Annotated in this window: 19 protein-coding genes; 10 read left to right on the top strand and 9 right to left on the bottom strand. The window is 72.8% G+C overall.

All coding sequences use genetic code 11. From position 1 onward, the window contains the following. Positions 1-44: 44 nt before the first annotated feature. The 3 genes from folK to folP are packed head-to-tail and all read right to left on the bottom strand — an operon-like array spanning position 45 to position 1863. The gene (gene folK, locus ACGFIG_RS00690; protein WP_392997972.1) at positions 45-572 is read right to left on the bottom strand and encodes a 2-amino-4-hydroxy-6-hydroxymethyldihydropteridine diphosphokinase; all 528 of its coding nucleotides are present in this window, start codon (positions 570-572) and stop codon (positions 45-47) included. Continuing rightward, positions 569-934 (bottom strand): dihydroneopterin aldolase, encoded by a 366-nt coding sequence (gene folB / locus ACGFIG_RS00685; protein WP_392997971.1) that lies wholly within the window; start codon positions 932-934, stop codon positions 569-571. The genes folK and folB overlap by 4 nt, the downstream gene beginning before the upstream one ends. Then, positions 931-1863, bottom strand: a complete 933-nt coding sequence (folP, locus tag ACGFIG_RS00680) for a dihydropteroate synthase (RefSeq protein WP_392997970.1) — start codon at positions 1861-1863, stop codon at positions 931-933. The genes folB and folP overlap by 4 nt, the downstream gene beginning before the upstream one ends. 340 nt (positions 1864-2203) lie before the next feature. Here folP and ACGFIG_RS00675 point away from each other — a divergent pair, with 340 nt between their 5' ends. The 7 genes from ACGFIG_RS00675 to ACGFIG_RS00645 are packed head-to-tail and all read left to right on the top strand — an operon-like array spanning position 2204 to position 10593. Then, positions 2204-2518: a hypothetical protein gene (locus tag ACGFIG_RS00675; protein WP_392997969.1), complete on the top strand. Its 315-nt coding sequence runs from the start codon at positions 2204-2206 to the stop codon at positions 2516-2518. 13 nt (positions 2519-2531) lie between these two features. Further along, positions 2532-2894, top strand: coding sequence for a hypothetical protein (locus ACGFIG_RS00670; protein WP_089003089.1), 363 nt, complete (start codon positions 2532-2534; stop codon positions 2892-2894). Between the two features lie 49 nt (positions 2895-2943). Beyond that, the gene (locus tag ACGFIG_RS00665) at positions 2944-6300 is read left to right on the top strand and encodes an ATP-binding protein (protein ID WP_392997968.1); all 3357 of its coding nucleotides are present in this window, start codon (positions 2944-2946) and stop codon (positions 6298-6300) included. Position 6301: 1 nt separating this feature from the next. Next, positions 6302-8260, top strand: a complete 1959-nt coding sequence (locus ACGFIG_RS00660) for an MFS transporter (protein WP_392997967.1) — start codon at positions 6302-6304, stop codon at positions 8258-8260. Next, the gene (locus tag ACGFIG_RS00655) at positions 8257-8814 is read left to right on the top strand and encodes a hypothetical protein (RefSeq protein ID WP_392997966.1); all 558 of its coding nucleotides are present in this window, start codon (positions 8257-8259) and stop codon (positions 8812-8814) included. The genes ACGFIG_RS00660 and ACGFIG_RS00655 overlap by 4 nt, the downstream gene beginning before the upstream one ends. Next, a complete protein-coding gene (locus ACGFIG_RS00650; protein WP_392997965.1) occupies positions 8811-9980 on the top strand; it encodes a M23 family metallopeptidase in 1170 nt (389 codons plus the stop codon). The genes ACGFIG_RS00655 and ACGFIG_RS00650 overlap by 4 nt, the downstream gene beginning before the upstream one ends. A 13-nt stretch (positions 9981-9993) precedes the next feature. Further along, a complete protein-coding gene (locus ACGFIG_RS00645; protein WP_392997964.1) occupies positions 9994-10593 on the top strand; it encodes a hypothetical protein in 600 nt (199 codons plus the stop codon). Between the two features lie 5 nt (positions 10594-10598). Here the strand turns inward: ACGFIG_RS00645 and ACGFIG_RS00640 are convergent, their stop codons facing one another. Next, a complete protein-coding gene (locus ACGFIG_RS00640) occupies positions 10599-11153 on the bottom strand; it encodes a hypothetical protein (protein ID WP_392999360.1) in 555 nt (184 codons plus the stop codon). Positions 11154-11348: 195 nt separating this feature from the next. Here ACGFIG_RS00640 and ACGFIG_RS00635 point away from each other — a divergent pair, with 195 nt between their 5' ends. Together ACGFIG_RS00635 and ACGFIG_RS00630 are read left to right on the top strand one after the other, a co-directional pair. Beyond that, positions 11349-13895 (top strand): FtsK/SpoIIIE domain-containing protein, encoded by a 2547-nt coding sequence (locus ACGFIG_RS00635; RefSeq protein WP_392997963.1) that lies wholly within the window; start codon positions 11349-11351, stop codon positions 13893-13895. Further along, positions 13892-14680, top strand: a complete 789-nt coding sequence (locus ACGFIG_RS00630) for a hypothetical protein (protein WP_392997962.1) — start codon at positions 13892-13894, stop codon at positions 14678-14680. Before ACGFIG_RS00635 ends, ACGFIG_RS00630 begins: the two co-directional genes overlap by 4 nt. A gap of 44 nt (positions 14681-14724) precedes the next feature. Here the strand turns inward: ACGFIG_RS00630 and folE are convergent, their stop codons facing one another. The 4 genes from folE to ACGFIG_RS00610 form a co-directional block, all read right to left on the bottom strand. Then, on the bottom strand, positions 14725-15390 hold the full coding sequence (gene folE, locus ACGFIG_RS00625; protein WP_121401600.1) for a GTP cyclohydrolase I FolE: 666 nt from the start codon (positions 15388-15390) through the stop codon (positions 14725-14727). Between the two features lie 38 nt (positions 15391-15428). Then, positions 15429-17453, bottom strand: a complete 2025-nt coding sequence (gene ftsH / locus ACGFIG_RS00620; RefSeq protein ID WP_392997961.1) for an ATP-dependent zinc metalloprotease FtsH — start codon at positions 17451-17453, stop codon at positions 15429-15431. 491 nt (positions 17454-17944) lie between these two features. Then, on the bottom strand, positions 17945-18520 hold the full coding sequence (hpt, locus tag ACGFIG_RS00615; RefSeq protein ID WP_392997960.1) for a hypoxanthine phosphoribosyltransferase: 576 nt from the start codon (positions 18518-18520) through the stop codon (positions 17945-17947). 101 nt (positions 18521-18621) lie between these two features. Continuing rightward, complete coding sequence (locus ACGFIG_RS00610; RefSeq protein WP_392997959.1) at positions 18622-18759, bottom strand: hypothetical protein; 138 nt, start codon at positions 18757-18759, stop codon at positions 18622-18624. A 150-nt stretch (positions 18760-18909) separates the two neighbouring features. Here ACGFIG_RS00610 and ACGFIG_RS00605 point away from each other — a divergent pair, with 150 nt between their 5' ends. Next, positions 18910-19869, top strand: a complete 960-nt coding sequence (locus ACGFIG_RS00605; protein ID WP_392997958.1) for a GlxA family transcriptional regulator — start codon at positions 18910-18912, stop codon at positions 19867-19869. Positions 19870-19941: 72 nt separating this feature from the next. Here ACGFIG_RS00605 and ACGFIG_RS00600 read toward each other — a convergent pair whose 3' ends face one another. Beyond that, entirely contained in the window at positions 19942-21582 is a 1641-nt protein-coding gene (locus tag ACGFIG_RS00600; RefSeq protein WP_392997957.1) for a gamma-glutamyltransferase family protein, read from the bottom strand. Positions 21583-21606 lie beyond the last annotated feature (24 nt).

Below are 21606 nucleotides of genomic sequence, written 5' to 3'. Positions count from 1 at the left end.
GTCCTGGGGACTGCGCCTGCGTCATGCCGGCCGGCTCCACTGGGTCATGCCGTCGACTCTATCGCCAGATCCGGCCGGGGGCGCAGATCCAGCGCGTCCTCGGCCACCGGAGCGGTGTTGAGCAGGTCGGTCAGCCAACCGTGCCCGGGCAGCCGCCCGTACGGCTGGAGGTCGATCCACGGCCGCAGCACGAAGGCCCGCAGGTGGGCCCGGGGGTGCGGCAGAATCAGCTCGGGGTCGTCGCTGAGCACCGGCTCGTCGCCGTCGCTCCACACGGCGATGACGTCCACGTCCAGGGTCCGGGGCCCGAACCGCCGCTGCGGGTCGCGGGTCCGCCCGGCGGCACGCTCCGCCGCCCGGGCCCGCTCCAGCCAGTCGTACGGGCCCGCGGCCGGGTCCTCGGCGAGCAGCACGGCGTTGAGGTACGCGGGCTGGTCCGCGTCCCCCCACGGTGGAGTCTCGTAGACACCGGAGACCAGCAGCACACTGTCGCCGAACGCGGCGACGGCACCGCGCAGGTGGGCCAGCCGGTCGCCGAGGTTGCTGCCCAGGGAGAGCACGGCGCGGGTCACCGGTCGCGCCGCCGCGTCATCGTGACGGCCACGTCGGTGAAGGCGTGCGGGACGGGCGCCTCCGGCTTGTGCACGGTGATCGTGGCGACCTCGACCCGGGGATCGGCCAGGCAGACGGCCAGCAGCCGGTCGGCGAGGGTCTCGATCAGGTTGACCGGCTCGCCGGTCACCACCGCCACCAACCGCTCGGCCAGTTCGCCGTAGTGGACGGTGTCGCCCACCTCGTCCGAGATGGCGGCCGGAGCGAGGTCCATCTCCAGCACGGCGTCGACGACGAAGTCCTGCCCCTGCTCGCGCTCGAAGTCGTACACCCCGTGCCGCCCGTGCGCCCGCAGGCCGGTCAGCTGGATCCGGTCGGTCATCGGTCTCCTCCGTGCTCGCGGGTGAGGTCCGCCCCGACCGCGCCCCGGGTTCCTCCGGTGGCGGCGGGGGCCAGGATCGGGTCGGCTGCGGGGGCCAGGCGGGGCGCGCCGGTGGCCTGCCAGACGGCGAGGGCGTCCACGGTCGCCCGGACGTCGTGCACGCGTACGCCCCAGGCACCGGCCGCCACCGCGAGCAGGCTGGTGGCGACGGTGGCCACGTCGCGGCCGTCCGTGGGGCGGGGGGTGCCGTCGGGACCGGCCAGCAGCCGCCCCAGGTACGACTTGCGGCTGGACCCGAAGAGCAGCGGGAAGCCGAGGCTCAGCAGTTCGGGCAGGCGGGTGCTCAGCTCCCAGTTGTGCGCGGCCGTCTTGGCGAAGCCCAGCCCCGGGTCGACGACGATGCGGTCGGCGTCGACCCCGGCCCGCAGCGCCTCGTCGACGCGGCGGCCCAGCTCGGCGCGTACCTCGGCGACCACGTCGGCGTAGCGGGCCAGCTCCCCCATCTGTCGGGAGTGGCCCCGCCAGTGCATGAGCACCCAGGGGCAGCCGGCGTCGGAGACCACCCGGGCCATGTCGGGGTCGGCGAGGCCGCCGGAGACGTCGTTGACCACGGCCGCACCGGCGGCGAGGGCCGCCTCGGCGACCCGCGCGCGGGTGGTGTCGATGCTGACGGGCACACCGGCGGCGGCCAGCTCCCGGATGACGGGGACCACCCGGGTCGTCTCGGTCTGCGCGTCGACGCGGTCGGAGCCGGGCCGGGTGGACTCGCCGCCGACGTCCACCAGGTGGGCGCCGTCGGCCCGCAGCCGGACGCCGTGTCCGACGGCGGCGTCGAGGTCGGCGTACCGTCCGCCGTCGGAGAAGGAGTCGGGCGTGACGTTGAGGACGCCCATCACCACCGGGGCCGAGGCCCGTACCAGATCGGTCACGGCTAGACGGTACCGGTCGCCTGGACCGCTCCGGGCGGGCCGGGTCGAGGGCGATGACATGCGGATTCGAACGGGTGTACGATCGGTCGTCCGGGGCGGATCGGGCAGACTCTTCGCGGCTTGTCGCAAACAGTGGGTGCCCGTACGCTTTGGAACTGCCCGGCATCGAGATGGCGAAGCTTGGAGGGAGGGCCGAAGCGGGAAAATCCGCCCAAAACTCGCCACCCTCGGTGGTGGGTGACGAACGCAGGGTCGCCGACGCTGCACAGGGAGCACCGTTCCCGCCAGGCATGCCTACTGCACCACCGCGCGCCGCCGGCCGCGACTTGGGGAGGTTCCAGTGATCGCCATCGAGCTGATGGAGACGGCGACGTCCGCCGCCACCCACACGCTCTCCGCCCTGGCGTCGACTCCACTCGCCGAGCCCGCGCCCAAGGGCATCGACACCGAGGGTGTCGTCACGTTCTTCGCCAGCAAGATCGCACCGATCCTGCTGGCCGTGCTGGGCGTCATCTTCATCGGGCGGGCCAGCCGGGGTGAGATCTCCAAGGTCCTCACCAGCTCGGCGATCGCGATCGTCGGGCTCGCCTTCATCGCCGGAGCCGCCACACTCTTCTTCATCGGCGACTACCTGATCGACCTGATCTTCGAATAGGCGCGGGCACGAGATGCGGCTGCGCACCGACGACGACATCTACCGGGCTCGCCTGGTCTACCTCGGGCCGCCCGGCTACACCCTTCCCGTCCACCTGCCGTACGCCCAGTACGGGCTGTTCATGCTGCTCGTTCCCCTCTACATGTTCATCCACTGGCTGTTCACGTTGCAGGTCGAGCTCTTCCCGGCCTGGGAGATCGCGCTCGCCATCGTGAGCACCTCGTTCATCTTCCGGTACGTCGACCCGGACCGGCCCGCGCGCATGGTGATCCGCACCGCGCTGACGGACTGGCGGCGGACCCGGGAGCCGGCCGCGGAGCAGCGGGATCCCCGCCTGGTCGGCAGTCGGATCAGGATCCGGGAGGAACTGGCATGACCGGTCGCACCCCGACCAGGCAGTCGAACGACGCGGATGAGGCGGTCGCATGAATCGCAGTTCCACGCCGGGTTCCCCGGCAGGGCGTCCGGCCGTCCCGCACGGTAACCGTGCGCGGTCGTTCGACTACGTGGATGATCCCGAGGCGGACGAGGTCGCCCTCGACCCGGCCCTGGTGACGTCACCCGGGCACGGCGGCGTGGGCGTCTTCCAGGCACCCCGTCCGGCACCACGCCGGACGCCGCCGGCCGAGCCGCAGCCCGCCGCCAGCGACAGCGCCGACATCGACTCGCCCTTCCTCGACCTGTTCGGTGGTACGCGCCCCGGCGCGCCCCGACCGGCGGCACCCCCACAGCGGAGCAGCGGGCGGGAACACCCCGCCGCCCCGCCGCAACCGGCCGCCCCGGCGGCGCTCCCGCCGGTACCCACCCCGCCGCCCGTACGGGCAGGCCACCGGGCCGACCGGGGCCACCCGGGCGACGCCATCGACCGGACGCCCGCCCAGGCGGCACCGACCGTCGACCAGCTTCCGGCCACCCACGAGCCGCCCACCCGGCCGGCCAGGTCCCGGGTGCCCCACCAGCCCGGGGACCGGCTGCCGACGACCCGCCCACCGGCGCAGGACACGACGGCCGCCCCGACGGCACCGCCGCCGGCCCACGCCGTATCCCCCGGGCCGGCGCCACTCGCCCCGACCGCGCCGGAACCGGCCGCCCCGCTGGCGTCCCGCCCCGGCGGGGAGCGCCAGCCGGAGCGGACCGGCCGGGAGGTCGCTGCGCCACGGCAGCGCTCCGCCGGCCGGCGCGGCCAGCCCACCAAGCCCGTCCGGGTCAAGCCACCGAAGATCAAGTTCGGCGACCGGGATCCGGCGGTCGAGCTGGCCATCACCGAGATCGCCGGCCACCTGACCTTCACCCCCAACACCGTCACCGCCTGGTACTGGCTGCCCGAGGTGCGCTGGGCGTTCCGGCCGGACGCGGAACGGGAGGCGCTGCTCTCGGCGATCTCCGAGCAGTACGCCGGGCTGGCCGGCTTCCGGCTGCACCTGCGACGCACCACCCGGCCCTTCCCGGCCGACGAGTGGGCCCGCACCGTCGACGCGCACACCGCCGCGCCGCTGCCCGACGTCCCCGGCACCGCCAGCTGGGGCGACCACCTGGTCGCCGCGCAGCGGCACCTGCTCTCGGTCAACCACGCCGAGGGGCAGACCTACCTCGGCGTCACCTTCGCCCGGCGGTCCCTCGGCGACTCGCTCAGCGAGCGGGTGCTGCGCACCTTCGGCCGCGGCGTGGCCGAGGGCGAGCGCCGCAAGCTCGGCCGCACCGTCGAGCAGTTCGACGAGGTGCTGGGCGCGTTCGGCATGCGCGGCCGGCGGGTCACCGCACAGGAGCTGGAGTGGCTGCTCTACCGCTCGGTGGCGCTGTGCATGGCGCCGCCCGGGGAGCTGTCCCCGCTCACCGACGGGCGCTGGGAACGCGGGGACCTGCTCGCCCTCACCGAGCAGGTCGAGCGCTACCGCACCCCGTACGGCTCCACGGTGAAGCTGGTCAACCGGATGACCGGCGAGGAACGACACGTCGCCGTGCTGGCGGTCGGCCGGATGGAGCCGCTGGAGATCCCCGAGCGACACGAGCCCTGGCTGCACTTCCACGAGCGGCTGCCGTGGCCGATGGAGCTCTCCACCCGCGTCGACATCCTCGGCTCGGGCGACTCCTTCCGTAACCTCGAACACCGGCTGCGGATGATCCGCTCCCAGCAGCTCGACTACGCCGAGCACGGCATCGACGCCCCGCCCGAGCTGGAGCGGCTCGCCAAGCGCGCCCTGGTGATCGGTGACGAGATGACGACCGGGCTGCCGGTCGACTCCGCCCGCGCGCACGGCTGGCACCGGATCGCCGTCGGCGGCCGCAACCGCGAGGAGTGCCTGGAGCGGGCCCGCCGGCTTATCCAGCTCTACTCCCGCGAGCTGCGGATCTCGCTGCAACACCCCAAGAACCAGGACTGGCTGGCCCGCGAGTTCATCCCCGGCGAACCCATCGCCAACACCGGCTACGTCCGGCGGATGCCGGTCAACCTGCTCGCCGCCGCGCTCCCCCAGGCCGCCTCCACCGTCGGCGACCGGCGCGGCGACCTGATCGGGCGCACCGCCGGCACCTGCCGCCGGCCGGTCTTCCTCGACCTGCACTTCCCGATGGAGGTACGCGAACGCTCCGGGCTCGCCGTCTTCGTCGCCGAACCGGGCGGCGGCAAGTCGACCCTGCTCGGCGCGCTCGGCTACCTCGCGGCCCGACGCGGGGTGCAGGTGACGCTGCTCGACCCGTCCGGCCCGCTCGCCCGGCTCTGCGCCATGCCGGAACTGCGGCCGTACGCGCGCGTGCTGAACCTGACCGGCTCCGAGCACGGCACCCTGGCCCCGTACTCGCTCATCCCGACGCCGCTGCGCAGCGAGTTCGGCACCGGGGCCTCGGGGGACCGCGAGTTCGAGATCGCGGTCTCCAACGCCCGCGCCGAGCGGCGGATGCTGGTGCAGGACATCTGCATGATGCTGGTGCCCCCGCAGGTCGCCCGGGAGGCGTCCACCGCGACCCTCTTCCGGCACGCCGTACGCCAGGTGCCGGCGGAGGAGACGTCGACCCTGGACGACGTGGTCGCCTGCCTCAGCCAGGTCGACGACGACGCCGGCAGGGAACTGGCCAACCTGCTGTTGGACACCGCCGAGATGCCGCTGGCCATGCTCTTCTTCGGCCGGCCGCCGGAGGGACTGCTGGGCGCGGACGCCGCGCTCACGGTGATCACCATGGCCGGGCTGCGACTGCCCGACCTGAAGATCGAGCGCGAATACTGGTCCGCCGAGGAGTCGCTGGCCCTGCCGATGCTGCACACCGCGCACCGGCTCGCCGTACGCCGCTGTTACGGCGGCTCGATGTCGTCGCGCAAGCTGGTCGGGCTGGACGAGGCGCACTTCATGGAAGGGTGGCGCTCCGGACGGTCGTTCCTGGTCCGGCTCGCGCGCGACTCCCGCAAGTGGAACCTCGCCGCGCTGGTGGCCTCCCAGAACCCGAAGGACATCCTCGGCCTCGATGTGCAGAACCTGGTCTCCACCGTCTTCGTGGGCCGGATCGCCGAGGACGCGGAGATCGCCTCCGAAGCGCTCCGGCTGCTGCGGGTGCCGGTCGACGACGGCTACGAGGCCACGTTGGCCTCCCTCTCCGCCGCCGACGCCACCAGCGCGACCCGGCTCGGCTTCCGGGAGTTCGTGATGCGGGACGTCGACGGCAGAGTGCAGAAGGTCCGGGTCGACGTCTCGTACGTCGACGGACTGCTGGACCACCTCGACACCACCCCCGCCGCGATCGCCGCGGCGGCCGGGGTACTGCCGGCAATCCTGCCGAACATGGAGGCGTGACATGGCGCGGGCCCGGGCACGGTTGGCGGCGTTCCTGCTCGCGCTCGGCGTACTCGCCGGGGCCACGATCGGCTGGCCGGCCGTCGGCGCCACGGCAGCCGGCCCCGCCCCGCTGACCGCCCAGGCGAAGGCCGACCTCTGCACCACCCCGGAGTGGCAGGCCGACTTCCGCGCCTGCGTCGCCAAGCTCCAGGACGTATCGGCCGCTCGGGCGGAGTGTCTTGAGCCACCAACCCCCGGGGCTCCCGATGCAGGTCTAGCTGGCTGGTTTGCCAGTTCTCCACCCGAATCCTCCGCCGGCATCACCGGCCGATACAGCCTCTACGGATACGCCGGGTACAGCTACACGACATACGACATCGGTTGTGCCTCAACCGTGCTGCACCCGGACTACAAGTTCACCACCACCGTCGCTAACGGCGAGTTCATGATCGCCACTGCGATAATCGGTGCCTCCAATGCATTGCGGGAACGCGCCTGGAACCCGCGCTCGATGTGGGGCTGGGCCGACCCGCTGGTGGACCAGGCGACGAAGGCCGTCTACCAGAAGGTGTTCAGCGTCTTCGGCATCGTCACTCTCTGCGTGGTCGGTCTGTACCTGCTCTGGCGCTCCCGCCAGTCCGACATGAGCAACGCGATGACCACGGCAGGCTGGGCACTGCTGGTGATGGTGGCGGTGACCGCCCTGGCCGCCTGGCCGGTCAAGTCGGCCAACATCGCCGACGGCACCCTCGTCACCACCTTGGGCGTAGTGCATGACGCGGTCGGGCCACAGGTGAAGGAACCTGCGCCAGGCCGGTGCATCGACCCCGACCCAGAACGCTGCAAGGACAATCGTCCGCCTGCTGTGCGAGCCAGCGACACCGCTACCGAATCCATGCTGTACCGAAACTGGCTACGGGGAGTCCTCGGATCGGCAGACAGCGAGACTGCCAAGAAATACGGACCAGCCCTTTACGACGCCCGGTCGCTGACCTGGGGCGAGGCGCAGTCACTCCGTGCGAACCCTGCGACACGTCAAGCCACCATTGAGGCGAAGCAGCAGCAGTGGATGAAGGTAGCTGAGCAGATCAAGGAGGAGGATCCGGAGGCGTACGAGTATCTCCAGGGCGTCCGGGACATGGACCGGGTCGGTGCCGGTTTCATCGCAGTGCTGGCCGCCGTGCTCTTCGCCATGTTCGACCTGACCGCCTCGCTGCTGGTGCTGCTGGGCTTCCTGATCTTCCGCTGGGCGGTGATCGCCGCGCCGATCCTCGGCACGGTGGGCCTGATGCGTCCGGCCAGCGCCGGCTTGCGGCGGTTGGCCAACGCGGTGGTCGCCGCCGTCTTCAACATCGCCATCTTCGGCACCGGGGCCGCCATCTATCTCTTCGCGGTCGACCTCATCATGAGCACCCCCACCCTGCCCGGCTGGCTCCAGGTGGTGCTGGTCTGGCTCTGCGGTGTGGTCGGTTGGCTGCTGCTACGCCCCTACCGGCGGATCACCCAACTCGGCGGCAAGGACAGCAGCGAGGCGGTCAGTTCGGCCGGCTCGTGGCACCGACGCTTCTTCCGGGACATGCGTACCGCCGCCCGGCTCGACGTCGCGGAACCCGGTGGCACGGCCGAGCCGGCGATGGGCCGGCGTCGTGGCGTCGTGGCGGAGCAGCCCACCCTTCGACCCGAGGCCCGGCGGGAGGATCCGACGCACGCCGCCACCCGTGGTGGGCAAGCCACCGCCCCCGGTGGGCAGGATCGGCAGCGCCCTGACGGCCGCGAGCAGGCCACCGAAGACGCCGCGCCATCCGAGGACCGGCGCACCTCCAGCCCGGCTGCGCCCCGACCCCGGCGGCGGCAGCCCGCCACGTGGACGGAGCCGGACGTGCCGGACGAGAGCCCCTCGTTCGCCATCTACCGTCCCGGGTCTGCGGAACGCACGCCTGACCGGCCCGCTCCCCGGATCCGCTCCGAGGCGCGGTGAGTGCGGTGCGGCGAGCGATCGAATTTCTCGTCACCCGGGTACTCCGATCCCGGCTCGGCATCGCGATCGGCATCGCCGTACTCGTGTTCGGGATCATCGGAGCGGCGCGGCTGGTCTCCGGGCCCGGCGATCCCACCTCCGGGCTCAGCAACCGCCCCGACCGACCGATCACCACCGTCGCCCCGACCGCCGGTGACGACGGGGCGTTCTCGACGGGTGCTCCGCCTTCCCCGGTCACCCGCCCTGGCGAACTAACACCGGAGCAGACGGCCGCGCGCTTCGTCACCGCCTGGCTCGGCAAGCCGGGCATCACGGCGGAGCGGTGGCAGGAGGACCTGCGTCCCCTGTCGACCCCGGCGCTGATCGACAAGCTGGCCGGCGTGGACCCTTCGGGGGTGCCAGCCGGGCAGGTGAACGGCGACGTCACGCTCCGGCCCCGAGCGGAGAACTTCGTCGAGGTGCTGGTTCCGCTGGACACGGGACGGCTCCGCCTCGAACTGGTGGCACCCGACGGTCGGTGGCTGGTGGACGCGGTGGACTGGGAGCAGGCATGAGCGACGAGGTACGCCCCCGCCGTCGGCGACTCCGACTCGGCGCGCTGGCCGCCGGATTGACAGCGACGCTCGCCCTGCTCTGCTGCACCGGCGGCGTGGGTGCCTTCTTCCTCACGGAACTCGGTGGCGAGTCCAGCACCGGCATGACGTTGACCGGTCAGGATTGTAAGGAGAACTATCAGGTAAGCGTAGTAGGCGACATGCCTCGGATATCGAAGTATGGCGAACGTCAGCTCCGCAACGCCGCGAGGATTATCAAGGTGGGACAGGAGATGAAGGTGCCTCCCCGCGGATGGGTAATCGCCGTGGCGACGGCCATGCAGGAATCCAGGCTTCTAAATCTGGCAAACCGCACCGTCGGCGAGTCCGGGAATCTGCCCAACGAAGGCGTCGGCGCAGACCACGACTCTGTCGGTCTTTTCCAGCAGCGCGCCAGTTGGGGCACCGTGGCGCAGCGGATGACACCCGAGTACGCGGCCCGGAAGTTCTACGAGAAACTCGTCCGGGTGCCCGACTGGGAGACGATGTCGCTGACCAGAGCAGCGCAGGCCGTGCAGATCAGCGCCTTCCCGGACGCGTACGCCAAGCACGAGGACGTGGCCGCGCAGATCGTCAACGCGCTGGCTGGCGGGGCGGCCCGGATCGCGTTGATCGATGGCGAGCGGAAGTGCGACGACGCCGAGAAGGGACAGATCGCCGCCTCGGGATGGACCGCTCCCATTCCGGGCGGCGTCGGTTCGGGATTCCGCACCGCGAAGCGACCCGGGCACAACGGGGTCGACATCGCCGCGCCGAAGGGCACGGACATCCGGGTGGCTGCCACCGGACGGGTCCTGGTGTCACGCTGCGACCCGGACAACAGCGGCCGGCGCACCTGCAACGTCGACGGCTGGCCGGACAAGGGCGGCTGCGGCTGGTTCGTCGACGTCCTGCACGCTGGCGGCTTCATCACCCGCTACTGCCACATGGTCAGCAGGCCCAGTGTCAGGGTCGGCCAACTCGTCGAGGCCGGTACCGTCATCGGCCAGGTGGGCAGCAGCGGCAACTCCTCGGGTCCGCACCTGCACTTCGAGGTACACAAGGACGAGGATCGGAGCAGCCGGGGCGCGATCAACCCGGTGCCGTTCATGCGATCGCGCGGCGCGCCGCTCAAGAGCGTGGGATGAGACGCTCGCCGTCATGAACGAGCCGCTTCCCGACCCGTTCGCCGACCATCCGGACTGGGCTCCCAGGCCCCCCCGGCCGATCGAAATCATGCCGGCCACCGGCCGCGTCGAACTCCGCGGGCAACGCGTGCTGGTCGGCCTGCCCGGACACGGTTGGCGCGGCGACCTTCGCGCCGACGACCGGGTGGTGCAGGGCAGCCGGACCTACGTGCCGGTAATCCCCGAGCACGAGTGGTACCGGGCGGAGTCCGACCAGGTGGAGGTCTTCGCCCCGTTGGTCCCCGTGGAACGGGTCTGGGTGGAGACGGTGGGGACACGGCCGGACGGCCCAGCGGAACGTGAGACGGGCGTCCGCCTGGTGTCCCTGGACGCCCCGACGCACCGCATGCCGACCCCGGTCTTCGAGTCGGACGCCGTCGCAGGACGGCGCGTGGTGCATGTCGTGGATTCCGTGGAATACCGGGATCTGCGAGCCGTCACCGAGACCTACTCCGGCGCGGATGGCGACATCTGCGTCCGGGTGACGCCGGAGGTGGACTGGTACCGCTGGGCCTGGCGAGGGCAGTCACCGACCACACTGGAGGTCCCGGTCCATCTCCTCTGGATCGAATAACAAGTTCAGCTCGCTGGTGCTCCGGCACACACCCGCCACCCATCTCTGTCCTGCGCCTCGAAACGCCACGGGTCGGTGAGGCTCTGTTGCACCCCGTCCACGGAGGCGCTGCGACGGATAACCGCCGTAACCGTGGCCGATGATGAGCCGTTCATGACGACCACGACATTCTCGATATTGATCGAGAAGCTCGTCCCCAAGTCCCTCTCGCGTCGTTCGAGCTGGGATCGCAGATCTTCGATTGACTGCAACGAGCCATCGCAGGTGAAGAGAACGGCGCGATTTGGATCACGTGAGACAAGCGCGGCTTGCAGGTAGTTGACGACCGCCACGTCCGGAGAACCACGGTCAGGTGTCGCGGCCCGGTTGTAGAGCACGTATCCGGCGGCCACCCCGCCGAGGCAGAGTGCCACGACGAGGCTCGTGACCACCGTGAGCAAGGTGCGCAGCCGCCGCCGTGGCCGCTCCGGTGCCGGGGCCGGCGAAGGCGGCGCCAGGCGGTCGGAGGGAGGCCGTTGCGCCGGTACGCGGGAGACCTGGGAACCGGCGGGGGGCTGCACTGATTCCACCCCCTGAGGCTAGCGGCTGGACGCGGCAGACCCAATGCCTCAGATCCAGCGGATCGTGACGGACCACTGCCCATCGGTGAGATCCACGACATCCCCGGCGCAGTGCCGCCGCGCATCCCGGACGAGTCGGCTCGGCTGGGTTACGGTCTCTGCGCGGGGAGGGGTTGCCGACCTCGGGCAGAGGGGGTGGACGCGGTGGCCGGTCCGAAGGGACGTACGAACCGCGCCGCCGCACTGCACAGGCGGGCCGCAGCCACCGCGACCGCCGCCGCGAGCGTCCTCGACGACACCCGGCCCGCCCCCGCCGACCAGCGCCGCCAGTACGAGTTGGCCGACCGCCTCCGGTCTGCGGCGGCGGTGCTGGCCCCCGGCTGGGCGGGCGCCCCCCTGGAGGCGACGGCACCGACCACACCGGCCGGTGAGGGTCCGCCCCCCTTCGTCCGGGTCGGGACGGCGGCGCCGCTGGACGACGCCCGGTTTCCCGCGCTGGTGCCGTTGCTCGGCACGGGTCACCTCACGATGGACGTCGACGCCCGGGATCCCCGGGTGGCGGGACTGCTGCGGAGCGTACTGCTGCGGTTGCTGGCGGCGACCCCGGCCGGGGCGCTGCTGGTCCGCGCGGTGGACGCCACCGGCACGGCCCTCGCGCCGTTCGCGCCGCTCGCGGACGCGGGGCTGCTGCCACCCCCGGCGCTGGACGTGACGGGTCTGCGGGCCGTGCTCACGGAGGCCGAGCAGTGGGTCACCCCCGGCACGAGCGGGCGTCGCCGGCACGACCGGACGCTGCTGCTGGTGATCGCCGCGCTGCCCGAGTCGACCGGACCCACCGATCTGGCCCGGATCGAGACCCTGGCGGAGCCGGGCCGGTCCGCCGGCCTGCACCTCGTCGTGGCGGGCTGGCCGCCGGCGGACGTCCGGGAGCCGCTGCCGTGGGCGACGACCCTGGCGGTCCGCACGGCCTACGCGCTGCTGGGTGATCCGCCGGGCGGGGCGTTCGCCGGCCCGGGCGCCGATCCTCCGGGCGGGCTCAACTCGCCGGTCTTCATCGAGGCGGACCCGCCGACCGAACTCGTCGACGCGGTCTGCCGGCGGCTGGCCGACCAGGTGGAGGCGGGTTCCCGGCTCACGCTGACCGATCTGTTGCCGTCGGCCGACGAGGAGTTGTGGACGACGAGCGGCGTGGGTGGGCTGAGCACGACCGTCGGGGATGCCGGGGGCCGTCCGGTGTCGCTCGGCTTCACGGAGCTGACGCCGCACTGGCTGGTCAGCGGCCGTTCGGGCGCGGGCCGCTCCACCTTCCTCACGTCCGCGCTGCTCGGCCTGACCGCCCGCTACGGCCCCGACGAGCTGGTCCTCTACCTGGCGGATCTCGCCGACGCGGAGTCCTTCGTGGAGTTCCTCCAGACCGAGCGGGACCGGTCGTGGATCCCGCAGGTGCGGGCCGCCGCGATGGCCGCCGACCGGGAGTACGTGCTGAGTCTGCTCGACGAGCTGTCGGCGGAGGTGCGGCGACGCGAGGAGGCGGGTGCCCGGGCCGGTGGCCAGCGCTTCGCCGAGCTGCGACAGCACCGGCCCATGCCCCGGGTCGTCTGCGTGCTCGACAACCTCCCGCTGCTCTTCGCCGAGCGCGACCGGCTGGCCGCCGACGCCGCCGCACGGCTGGACGGGTTGGCCCGCACGGGCCGCGCGTACGGGGTGCACCTGGTGCTGGCCGGCGAGGGCGACCTGGGGTTGGGCTCGCGTACGGACCGGGACTCGGTGCTGGGGCAGTTCCCGGTGCGGGTGGCGCTGCCTGGCGGGAGCTCCGTGCTGGAGCCGACGAACGATTCGGCCGCCGGGCTGCCGGTGGGCAGCGCGGTGGTGAACACCGCCGGCGGGCTCGGTGGGCCCCGGGGCGCGATCCGGGGGCACGAACGGATGGTCCGGTTCCCGGACCCGCAGGACCATCCCGACACGGTGGAGGAGCTGCGGCACCGACTCTGGTCGGCCCGCCCGGAGGGGGCCACCCCGCCGGTGGTCTTCGCCGGCTATGCCCGCCCGTTGCTGCGCAACGATCCCCGGTACCGGGCCGCGCTGGCCGGGCAGGCCCCCGGCCCCGCGGCCCTGCTCGGCCGGGCTGTGGACGTGCCCCGCAGCACCGTCTCGGTGTCGCTCGGGCCGGCCCCGGGGCGGAACCTGGCCGTGCTCGGCCCCGGGCCGGAGGCGACCCGGTTGCTGGCCACCGCGGCTCGCAGCGTGGCGGCGCACCACCCCCCGGGGAGCGCCCGCTTCGTGCTCGCCGCGCCGGACGAGGACTGCCGGTCGGTGGCCGAGGCATTGGCGGCCGACTTGGCCGGGCGGCACCCGGTGGAGAGCGTGGACCTCGCCGGCCTGCTCGCCGCCGTGGACGACGCCGTGCCCGCCTACCTGGTCGTCTTCGGACTGGACGTGCCGACGCCCGAGCAGTTGCCCCCTGAGCGGCTGCGCACGCTCCTGCGGGAGGGACCGCCCGCCGGCCGGCACCTGCTGGGCCGCTGGCGGACGGTGCCGTCGTTCGCGGCGCTGCTGGAGCCCGAGGGCGAGGTGGACAAGCTCGCCGCCGTGGCCGTGGTGGACCTGCCGGGCGCGCAGCTCGCGTCGGTCTTCGGCCGTCAGGTGCAGTGGCGGCCCCGCCCCGGCCGGGCGGTGCTCTGGGACGGCCCCGGCGGGCAGGGCACCGTGCTGGTCCCGTTCGCCGAGGAGGAGCCGGTATGAGCCGCGTCGGGACCCCGCACACGACCGGGCGCGTCGCGCCGGGGCGGCAACGCTCCGGTGCCGGTCCGACAGCGGTCGAGGCCGTGGCGGCCGACGGGGAGCGCACCGGCGGGGCCGGGCCGGCGGGATCCGTCGGGGGCGTCGACGCCGTGTCCGTCGCCTGGACCGAGTATCTCGCCGCCGCCCGGCAGCTCGACGGGGTGCGCCGCGACGCGGCCACCGCCGCGGGCGAGCAGGCCCGGTCGGTGCAGGCCGCCCGCGAGGAGTTGACCGCCGTACGGACCCGGCTGGCGGCGCAGGAGGTTCTCCTGCGCGAGCGGGGCGTACCGCCGATCTCCCTGGTCCCGACGCCGCCGGAGGTGACCGAGGCGACCCGGGCGATGGCGGGCGGGCCGGCGGCGGTGCTGGCCGCGCTGCGCGCTGCCCGGGGCCGGGCGGACGCCGCGGACGCGACGCTCTCCGCACGTGGGCTGCCCCGGATGGCCGCCTGGCCGCCGCGCCTGCGGAACCTGCTGGTGTACGGGCCGTTGGCGCTGCTGGTGCCGGCGATCCAGGTGCTGTTGTTCGTGGCGACCGGCACCGGGGCGGCGAGCGTGGCCGCGCTGGTCTGCGGGCTGCCGATGCCGGCGGTGGCGTTCGCGGCGGGCTGGATCGGCATCGGGCGGCTTTTCCCGCCGCCGGAGGGCGGACGGGTGGAGCGCACGACCCGGCTCGGGGCGCTGGTGTGCCTGGTCCCGGCGGTGCTGGTCAGCGCGGGCCTGCTGCTCGCGATGCTGACCGGCTGACCGGTCGACGGGTCAGCCGGTCGGTAGGGAGGTGACCTGGCCGGTCAGCGGGGGATGATCAGCGCCATCGCTTCGGCGCGCGACTTGGCGTCGCGCTGGAGGGTGCCCCGCACGGCCGACGTGATGGTTTTGGCGCCCGACTTCTGGATGCCGCGCATCGCCATGCACATGTGCTCGCACTCGAGCACCACCACCACGCCGCGCGGCGCGAGCCGTTCCATCAGCAGGTCGGCGATCTGGGAGGTGAGCCGCTCCTGCACCTGCGGCCGGCGGGCGAAGACCTCGACCAGCCGGGCCAGCTTGGACAGGCCCGTGATCCGGCCGTCCGGCCCCGGGATGTAGCCGATGTGGGCGCTGCCCCGGAACGGCAGCAGGTGGTGCTCGCAGAGGCTCATCACGTCGATGTCCCGGACGAGCACCAACTCCTCGTGGTTGGCCTCGAAGGTGGTGCTGAGCACCTGGGCCGGGTCGACCCGGAGGCCGGCGAAGAGTTCGGCGTACGCGCGGGCGACCCGGGCCGGGGTCTGCTGGAGCCCGTCGCGGTCCGGGTCCTCCCCGACGGCGATCAGGATCTCGCGGACCGCCTTCTCGATCCGCCCGAGGTCCATGGTCTCCTCGACGGGCCGACCGGTGAGCTTGCCGCTGATCAGGCGCGCGGCGACGTAGTCGAGGGTGTCGTCGCCGTCCGGCTCGGTTGCGGAGACGGCCAGTCCCCGGTGGTCCCGGGAACTGGCCGTCGGGTCGGTGCTCAGTGCGTACCGTCCGAGTTGTTGGAGTTGTTCGGGCTGCCGCCGCCCACCGTCGCCTCGGCGCCGTCGGCCTGGGCCTGCACCTTCAGCGCGTCCTTCTCCGCTGGCGTGAGCACCGGCGGCTCGGTGGAGGGCTGGCGCTTGCCGAAGCCGTTGTACGGCGCCATCGGCGGCCGCTTGGCCACCCGGGCGCAGATCCGGGCCATGTCGGCGGTGGAGAGGGTCTCCTTCTCCATCAGCTCCAGCACGATGTTGTCCAGGACGTCCCGGTATTCCACCAGGATCTCCCAGGCCTCGTCGTGGGCCAGCTCGATGAGCGCCCGCATCTCGCCGTCGATCTCGGCGGCGACGGCGTCGGAGTAGTCCCGCTCGTGGCCCATGTTGCGGCCGAGGAACGGCTCGTCGCCGCTGGTGCCGTACTTGATCGCGCCGAGCTTGGAGCTCATGCCGTACTGGGTGATCATCGCGCGGGCCAGCTGGGTGGCCTTCTCGATGTCGTTGCCGGCGCCGGTGGTCGGCTCGTGGAAGACCAACTCCTCGGCGGCCCGGCCACCCAGCGCGTACGCCAGGGTGTCGACCATCTCGGCGCGAGTCTGGGTGTACTTGTCCTCGGTGGGCAGGACCAGGGTGTGGCCCAGCGACCGCCCGCGGGACAGGATCGTCACCTTGTGCACCGGCGCGGCGTGCGGCAGCGCCCAGGCGACCAGCGCGTGCCCACCCTCGTGGTACGCGGTGATCTTCTTCTCCTGGTCGCTCATCACCCGGGTACGGCGCTGCGGACCGGCGATCACCCGGTCGATCGACTCCTCCAGGGAGTCGTTCGTGATCGCCCGCTGGTCCTTACGCGCGGTGAGCAGCGCGGACTCGTTGATCACGTTGGCCAGGTCGGCGCCGCTGAAGCCCGGGGTGCGCCGGGCCACCGCGTCGAGGTCGACGTCGGGGGTGAACGGCTTGCCCTTGGCGTGCACCCGCAGGATCGCCTTGCGGCCCTCCATGTCGGGGGCGTCCACCGGGATCTGCCGGTCGAACCGGCCCGGGCGCAGCAGCGCCGGGTCGAGGATGTCCGGCCGGTTGGTGGCGGCGATCAGGATGACCCCGCCCTTGGTGTCGAAGCCGTCCATCTCGACGAGCAGCTGGTTGAGGGTCTGCTCGCGCTCGTCGTGACCGCCGCCCATGCCGGCGCCGCGGTGGCGGCCGACGGCGTCGATCTCGTCGACGAAGACGATGGCCGGGGCGTTCGCCTTGGCCTGCTCGAAGAGGTCGCGGACCCGGCTGGCGCCGACGCCGACGAACATCTCCACGAAGTCCGAACCGGAGATCGAGTAGAACGGCACCCCGGCCTCGCCGGCGACGGCGCGGGCCAGCAGCGTCTTACCGGTGCCGGGCGGGCCGAAGAGCAGGACGCCCTTCGGGATCTTGGCGCCCAGGGCCTGGTACTTCGCCGGGTTCTGTAGGAAGTCCTTGATCTCGTGCAGCTCCTCGACGGCCTCCTCGGCGCCGGCCACGTCCGCGAACGTGGTCTTCGGCGTGTCCTTGGTGATCATCTTCGCCTTGGACTTGCCGAAGTTGAGCACCCGGGAGCCGCCGCCCTGCATCTGCGACATGAAGAAGAGCAGCAGGAGCACCAGCAGGGCGATCGGGAGCAGGTTGACCAGCAGGCTCACCCAGATGCTGTCGGACGACACCTCGACGTTGGCCGGGCCGGTGACCCGGTTGTTCGCCTTGGCCTCGAGGACCTCGTTCCAGACCTGGCCGCCGACCTCGTAGGGGAACTGCGCCTCGATCCGGTCGGTGTCGGTGTCACCGAACTTGGTCTTGTCCTTCAGGTCGAGCCGGAGCGTCTGCTCCTTGTCCTGGAAGACGACCTTCTCGATGCCGCCCTTGTTGAGCTGGTCGAGCGCAACGGAAGTGTCCACCTTGTGGTAGCTGGGACCAGCGGTGAACAGTTGACTGAGCACAACGGCGCCGAGGATGACCAGGATGATCCAGACCACCGGTCGGCGGAAGAAACGCGTACGTTCCATGCTGTTGTCGAGCGCCGAGGCGCCCGCATCCTCCTGATCGACGTCCTGACCGTCTGATGGTGTCGCCGCCTGCGGCGGCGGCCGGAGCCGCCGTGCGGGCCGGCTCGACCCCGAGGCGCGAACTGCCGCGCCGCGGTCATTCGACGGTACACCGTGTACGCGAGGAGTGAGCTTGCGAGCCCCGCAGTCGCGCACAAAGGGAACAGTTGCGCGCGCACCGAGCGAGCTTGCGAGCCCCGCGAACGCGCACGATCCGATCATCGTGCGCGCGGATCGGGCCTGCGAGCCCGACAATTACGCGTAGGGCGAACCGGGTAAGCCGGCGTGACGCGAGCTCCTCACCCGACCTCCCGTCCGCCCGGTCACGCGGTTCGAGGGGCCGGGCGTGGAGGGTGCCTCCACGCCACCGGCCTCCACCGTAGTCCGGTTCGCTGAGAGCCCGCTGAACGTCCGCTCGATCGGCGCCCAGGTGACGGCCCGCGCGGGAGGGCTCAGGCCCGGGCGTACACCTCGGGCTTGAGCACGCCGACGTAGGGCAGCTCGCGGTAGCGCTCGTCGAAGTCGAGGCCGTAGCCGACCACGAACTCCGTCGGGATGTCGAAGCCGACGTACTTCACCGGCACCGGCACCTTGACCGCGTCGGGCTTGCGGAACAGCGCGACCACCTCGACGCTCGCCGCCGAACGGGACTCCAGGTAACGCAGCAGCCAGGACAGGGTCAGACCGGAGTCGACGATGTCCTCGACCACGACCACGTGCCGGCCGGCGATGTCCCGGTCCAGGTCCTTGAGGATGCGGACCACTCCGGAGGAGGTGGTGCCCTGGCCGTACGAGGAGACGGCCATGAACTCCAGTTCGGCCGGCGGCCCGCTGCGGCCCAGCGCCCGGGCGAAGTCGGCCATGAACATCACCGCGCCCTTGAGGACACAGACCAGCAGGAGCCCGTCATCGACGTCGGCGTAGTCCGCCGAGACCTGCTTGGCGAGTTCCGCGGTCTTCTCGCGGATCTGCGCCTCGGAGATGATCACGTGGTCGATGTCGGCGTCGTACCAGGAGCCGTCAGACATGGCTCCTAGCCTGCCGTACGCCCGACGGTCCCCGTCGGCGGGGCCGCCCCTTTCGAGCGCAGCCCCGCCCTGCACAAAGGTCGCCAAGGGCGCGAACCACCTCAGCAGACCCGCGACCGCCAGCGGCGGCCGTCGTCGGACGGCTTCCAGTCGGCCGAGTCCCGGCTGTCGGCGCCGAGGCCGGCGACCGAGGCCAGCGCGAGGATGAGCAGGAAGAAGAGGAAGAACAGGATCTCCATGGCGGCGCTCGCTTTCGCATGATTGCTGTGGTTTTCGCCGCCGGTGCGCACCGGACTGGAACCAGTTTCCGCCGCCGGCCGCCGCCCGGACAGTGGCAGGAATGCCACTGCTCCTCGATTTCCTGCCATCGTCGCGGTTACCCTCGTCACATGCTCAGATCGGTCGCCGTCCTCGCCCTGGACCGGGTCGCCACGTTCGAGCTCGGGGTCCTCGCGGAGGTGTTCGGAACCGACCGCACCGCCGACGGGTTCCCCGACTACCGGTTCCACGTGTGCAGCCCCGACGGAGCCCCGGTCCGCACCTCGTCGGGATTCCACCTGACCCCGCACGCCGACCTCGGCCCGATCGAGGAGGCCGACCTGGTCGCCGTCCCCGCCCACCAGCCGGGCACCGTCGTACCGGCCACCGTGCTCGCCGCGCTGCGCCGCGCCGCCGACCGCGGGGCGTACGTGTTCAGCGTCTGCTCCGGCGCGTTCGTGCTGGGCGAGGCCGGTCTCCTCGACGGCCGGGAGTGCACCACCCACTGGCGGTACGTCGACGAGCTGCAACGTCGCCACCCGACCGCCAGGGTCCGGTGCAACTCGCTCTACGTCCAGGACGGCCGGCTGCTGACCAGCGCCGGTACGGCGGCCGGCATCGACGCGTGCCTGCACCTGGTCCGCCAGGAACACGGCTCGGCGACGGCCACCCGACTGGCCCGGCGGATGGTGGTGCCCCCGCACCGCGACGGCGGGCAGGCGCAGTACGTCGAGGCGCCCATCCCCAGGACCCCCGAGGCGCCCACCCTGGAGCCGCTGCTCGAGTGGCTGATGGGGCACCTGGACCATCCGGTCACCGTCGACGAGCTGGCCGCGCGGGCGGAGATGTCCCCGCGTACGTTCGCCCGGCGGTTCCGCGCCGAGACCGGCACCACGCCGCACGACTGGCTGACCAACCAGCGGGTGCTGCTGGCCCGGCGACTGCTGGAGGAGACCGGGCTCAGCGTCGAGGCCGTGGCCGACCGGGCCGGGTTCGGCGACTCGGCGGCGCTGCGGCACCACTTCGCCCGCCGGGTCGGCGCCACCCCGCACACCTACCGGGCCACCTTCCGCGAGCGCGTGGAGACCTGAGCCCCGGGCCCTCGGCGACGGACCACGGTGACCGTCAGCGGGGCCGACGGCACGACGGGGGCGGCCGTCCGCTCACCAGCCGAGCATCCCGCCACCGATCCGGGGCTCCGAGCCGACCACGTGACCGCCGTCCGGCAGCCGCCAGATCGCCTGCCCGTGCCCGAAGACCGCCGGCTCCTGCGCGACGGCGATCTCGTGACCCCGGGCCCGCAGCTCGGCGACCGCGGCCCGCCCCTCGGCGGTGGCCACCAGCTCCGGCTCGACCAGCACCGAGCGGCCGGCGTGCCAGTACCAGCGCGGCGCGTCCAGCGCCGCCTGCGGGTCGAGCCCGCCGTCGAGGGTCGCCGAGACCAGCTGCACGTGCCCCTGCGGCTGCATGTGCCCGCCCATCACCCCGAACGGGCCCACGGGCCGCCCGTCGCGGGTGAGGAAGCCGGGGATGATCGTGTGGTACGGCCGCTTCGCCGGCCCCACCACGTTGGGGTGGGCCGGGTCGAGGCGGAACCCGAGCCCCCGGTTCTGCAGCGCGAAGCCGTGCCCGGGCGGCACCACCCGCGAGCCGAAGGCCAGGTAGGTCGACTGGATCAGGCTGACCATCATCCCGCCCGAGTCGGCGGTGCAGAGATAGACCGTGCCGCCGCGCTCCGGATCGCCGGCGGTCGGCTCCCCGGCCCGCTCGGTGATCAGGGCACGGCGGGTCGCCGCGTACGCCGGGGAGAGCAGCGCCTCCGTCGGCACCGGAACCCGCTGCGGGTCGGCGACGTGGGCGTGCGCGTCGGCGAAGCCGAGCTTCATCGCCTCGATCTGCCGGTGCAGCCGCTCGGCGAGGGGCAGCCCCGCGAGGTCGGTCCCGTCGAGGATGTGCAGCGCCAGCAGCGCCGCCAGGCCCTGCCCGTTGGGCGGCAGCTCCCAGACCTCGTGACCGCGGTAGCGGGCGGACACGGGGGTCACCCAGGTCGAGGCGTGCCCGGCCAGGTCGTCGCCGGTGAGCAGGCCGCCGGTGCGGGCCGCGTGCGCGGCGAGCGCCTCCGCGATGCCGCCCCGGTAGAAGTCCTCGGCCCCGGTGTCGGCGATCAGCCGCAGGGTCCGGGCCGCGTCGGGGTTGCGCCAGCGCTCCCCGGCCCGGGGGGCCCGCCCGCCGGGCGCGAACAGCCGGTCGAACTCGTCGAACTCCGCCCCGGTCGGGCCGGGCGCGGCGAGCGCGCGGGACCAGATCGCCGCCACCCCCGGGGAGACCGGGTGACCGTGCTCGGCGTAGCCGATCGCGTCGGTGAAGAGGTCGGCGAAGGGCAGCGAGCCGAACCGGTCGTGCAGGTCGCGCCAGCCCGCCGGGGCGCCGGGCACCGTCACCGGCAGCCAGCCCCGGGCGGGCATCGCCGGCCCCGCCCACTGGGCGCCGCCGAGCGCGTCGACCGGGGCCGCGCCGCGCCCCCCGGTCGCGGCGAGCACCAGCTCGCGGGTCAGGGCCGCCGGGGACCGGCCGGAGGCGTTGAGGCCGTGCAGCCGCTCGCCGTCCCAGACGATCGCGAACAGGTCGCCGCCGATGTCGTTGGACGGCGGCTGCACCACGGTCAGGGTGATCGCGGTCGCCAGGGCCGCGTCGACGGCGTTGCCGCCGCGTCGCAGCACGGCCAGGCCGGCGGCCGCGGCCAGCGGCTGGCTCGTCGCCACCGCGCCCTGCGGCGCGAAGAGCGGCTGTCGGGGGTACGCCATGCGCCATGTCTACCGCCTGCCGGC

This window comes from Micromonospora sp. NPDC049048 (assembly GCF_043197615.1).
Lineage (GTDB): Bacteria > Actinomycetota > Actinomycetes > Mycobacteriales > Micromonosporaceae > Micromonospora.
Note: the sequence above shows the minus strand (reverse complement) of the source record. Positions and strands in the feature narration are given on the sequence as shown.

What these genes read in the sequence shown, in the direction of transcription:
- folB (WP_392997971.1), bottom strand. Translation starts at nt 934, where the DNA reads ATGACCGACCGGATCCAGCTGACCGGCCTGCGGGCGCACGGGCGGCAC.
- ACGFIG_RS00670 (WP_089003089.1), top strand. Translation starts at nt 2,532, where the DNA reads ATGCGGCTGCGCACCGACGACGACATCTACCGGGCTCGCCTGGTCTAC.
- ACGFIG_RS00665 (WP_392997968.1), top strand. Translation starts at nt 2,944, where the DNA reads ATGAATCGCAGTTCCACGCCGGGTTCCCCGGCAGGGCGTCCGGCCGTC.
- ACGFIG_RS00660 (WP_392997967.1), top strand. Translation starts at nt 6,302, where the DNA reads ATGGCGCGGGCCCGGGCACGGTTGGCGGCGTTCCTGCTCGCGCTCGGC.
- ACGFIG_RS00650 (WP_392997965.1), top strand. Translation starts at nt 8,811, where the DNA reads ATGAGCGACGAGGTACGCCCCCGCCGTCGGCGACTCCGACTCGGCGCG.
- ACGFIG_RS00645 (WP_392997964.1), top strand. Translation starts at nt 9,994, where the DNA reads ATGAACGAGCCGCTTCCCGACCCGTTCGCCGACCATCCGGACTGGGCT.
- ACGFIG_RS00630 (WP_392997962.1), top strand. Translation starts at nt 13,892, where the DNA reads ATGAGCCGCGTCGGGACCCCGCACACGACCGGGCGCGTCGCGCCGGGG.
- ftsH (WP_392997961.1), bottom strand. Translation starts at nt 17,453, where the DNA reads ATGGAACGTACGCGTTTCTTCCGCCGACCGGTGGTCTGGATCATCCTG.
- hpt (WP_392997960.1), bottom strand. Translation starts at nt 18,520, where the DNA reads ATGTCTGACGGCTCCTGGTACGACGCCGACATCGACCACGTGATCATC.
- ACGFIG_RS00610 (WP_392997959.1), bottom strand. Translation starts at nt 18,759, where the DNA reads ATGGAGATCCTGTTCTTCCTCTTCTTCCTGCTCATCCTCGCGCTGGCC.
- ACGFIG_RS00605 (WP_392997958.1), top strand. Translation starts at nt 18,910, where the DNA reads ATGCTCAGATCGGTCGCCGTCCTCGCCCTGGACCGGGTCGCCACGTTC.
- ACGFIG_RS00600 (WP_392997957.1), bottom strand. Translation starts at nt 21,582, where the DNA reads ATGGCGTACCCCCGACAGCCGCTCTTCGCGCCGCAGGGCGCGGTGGCG.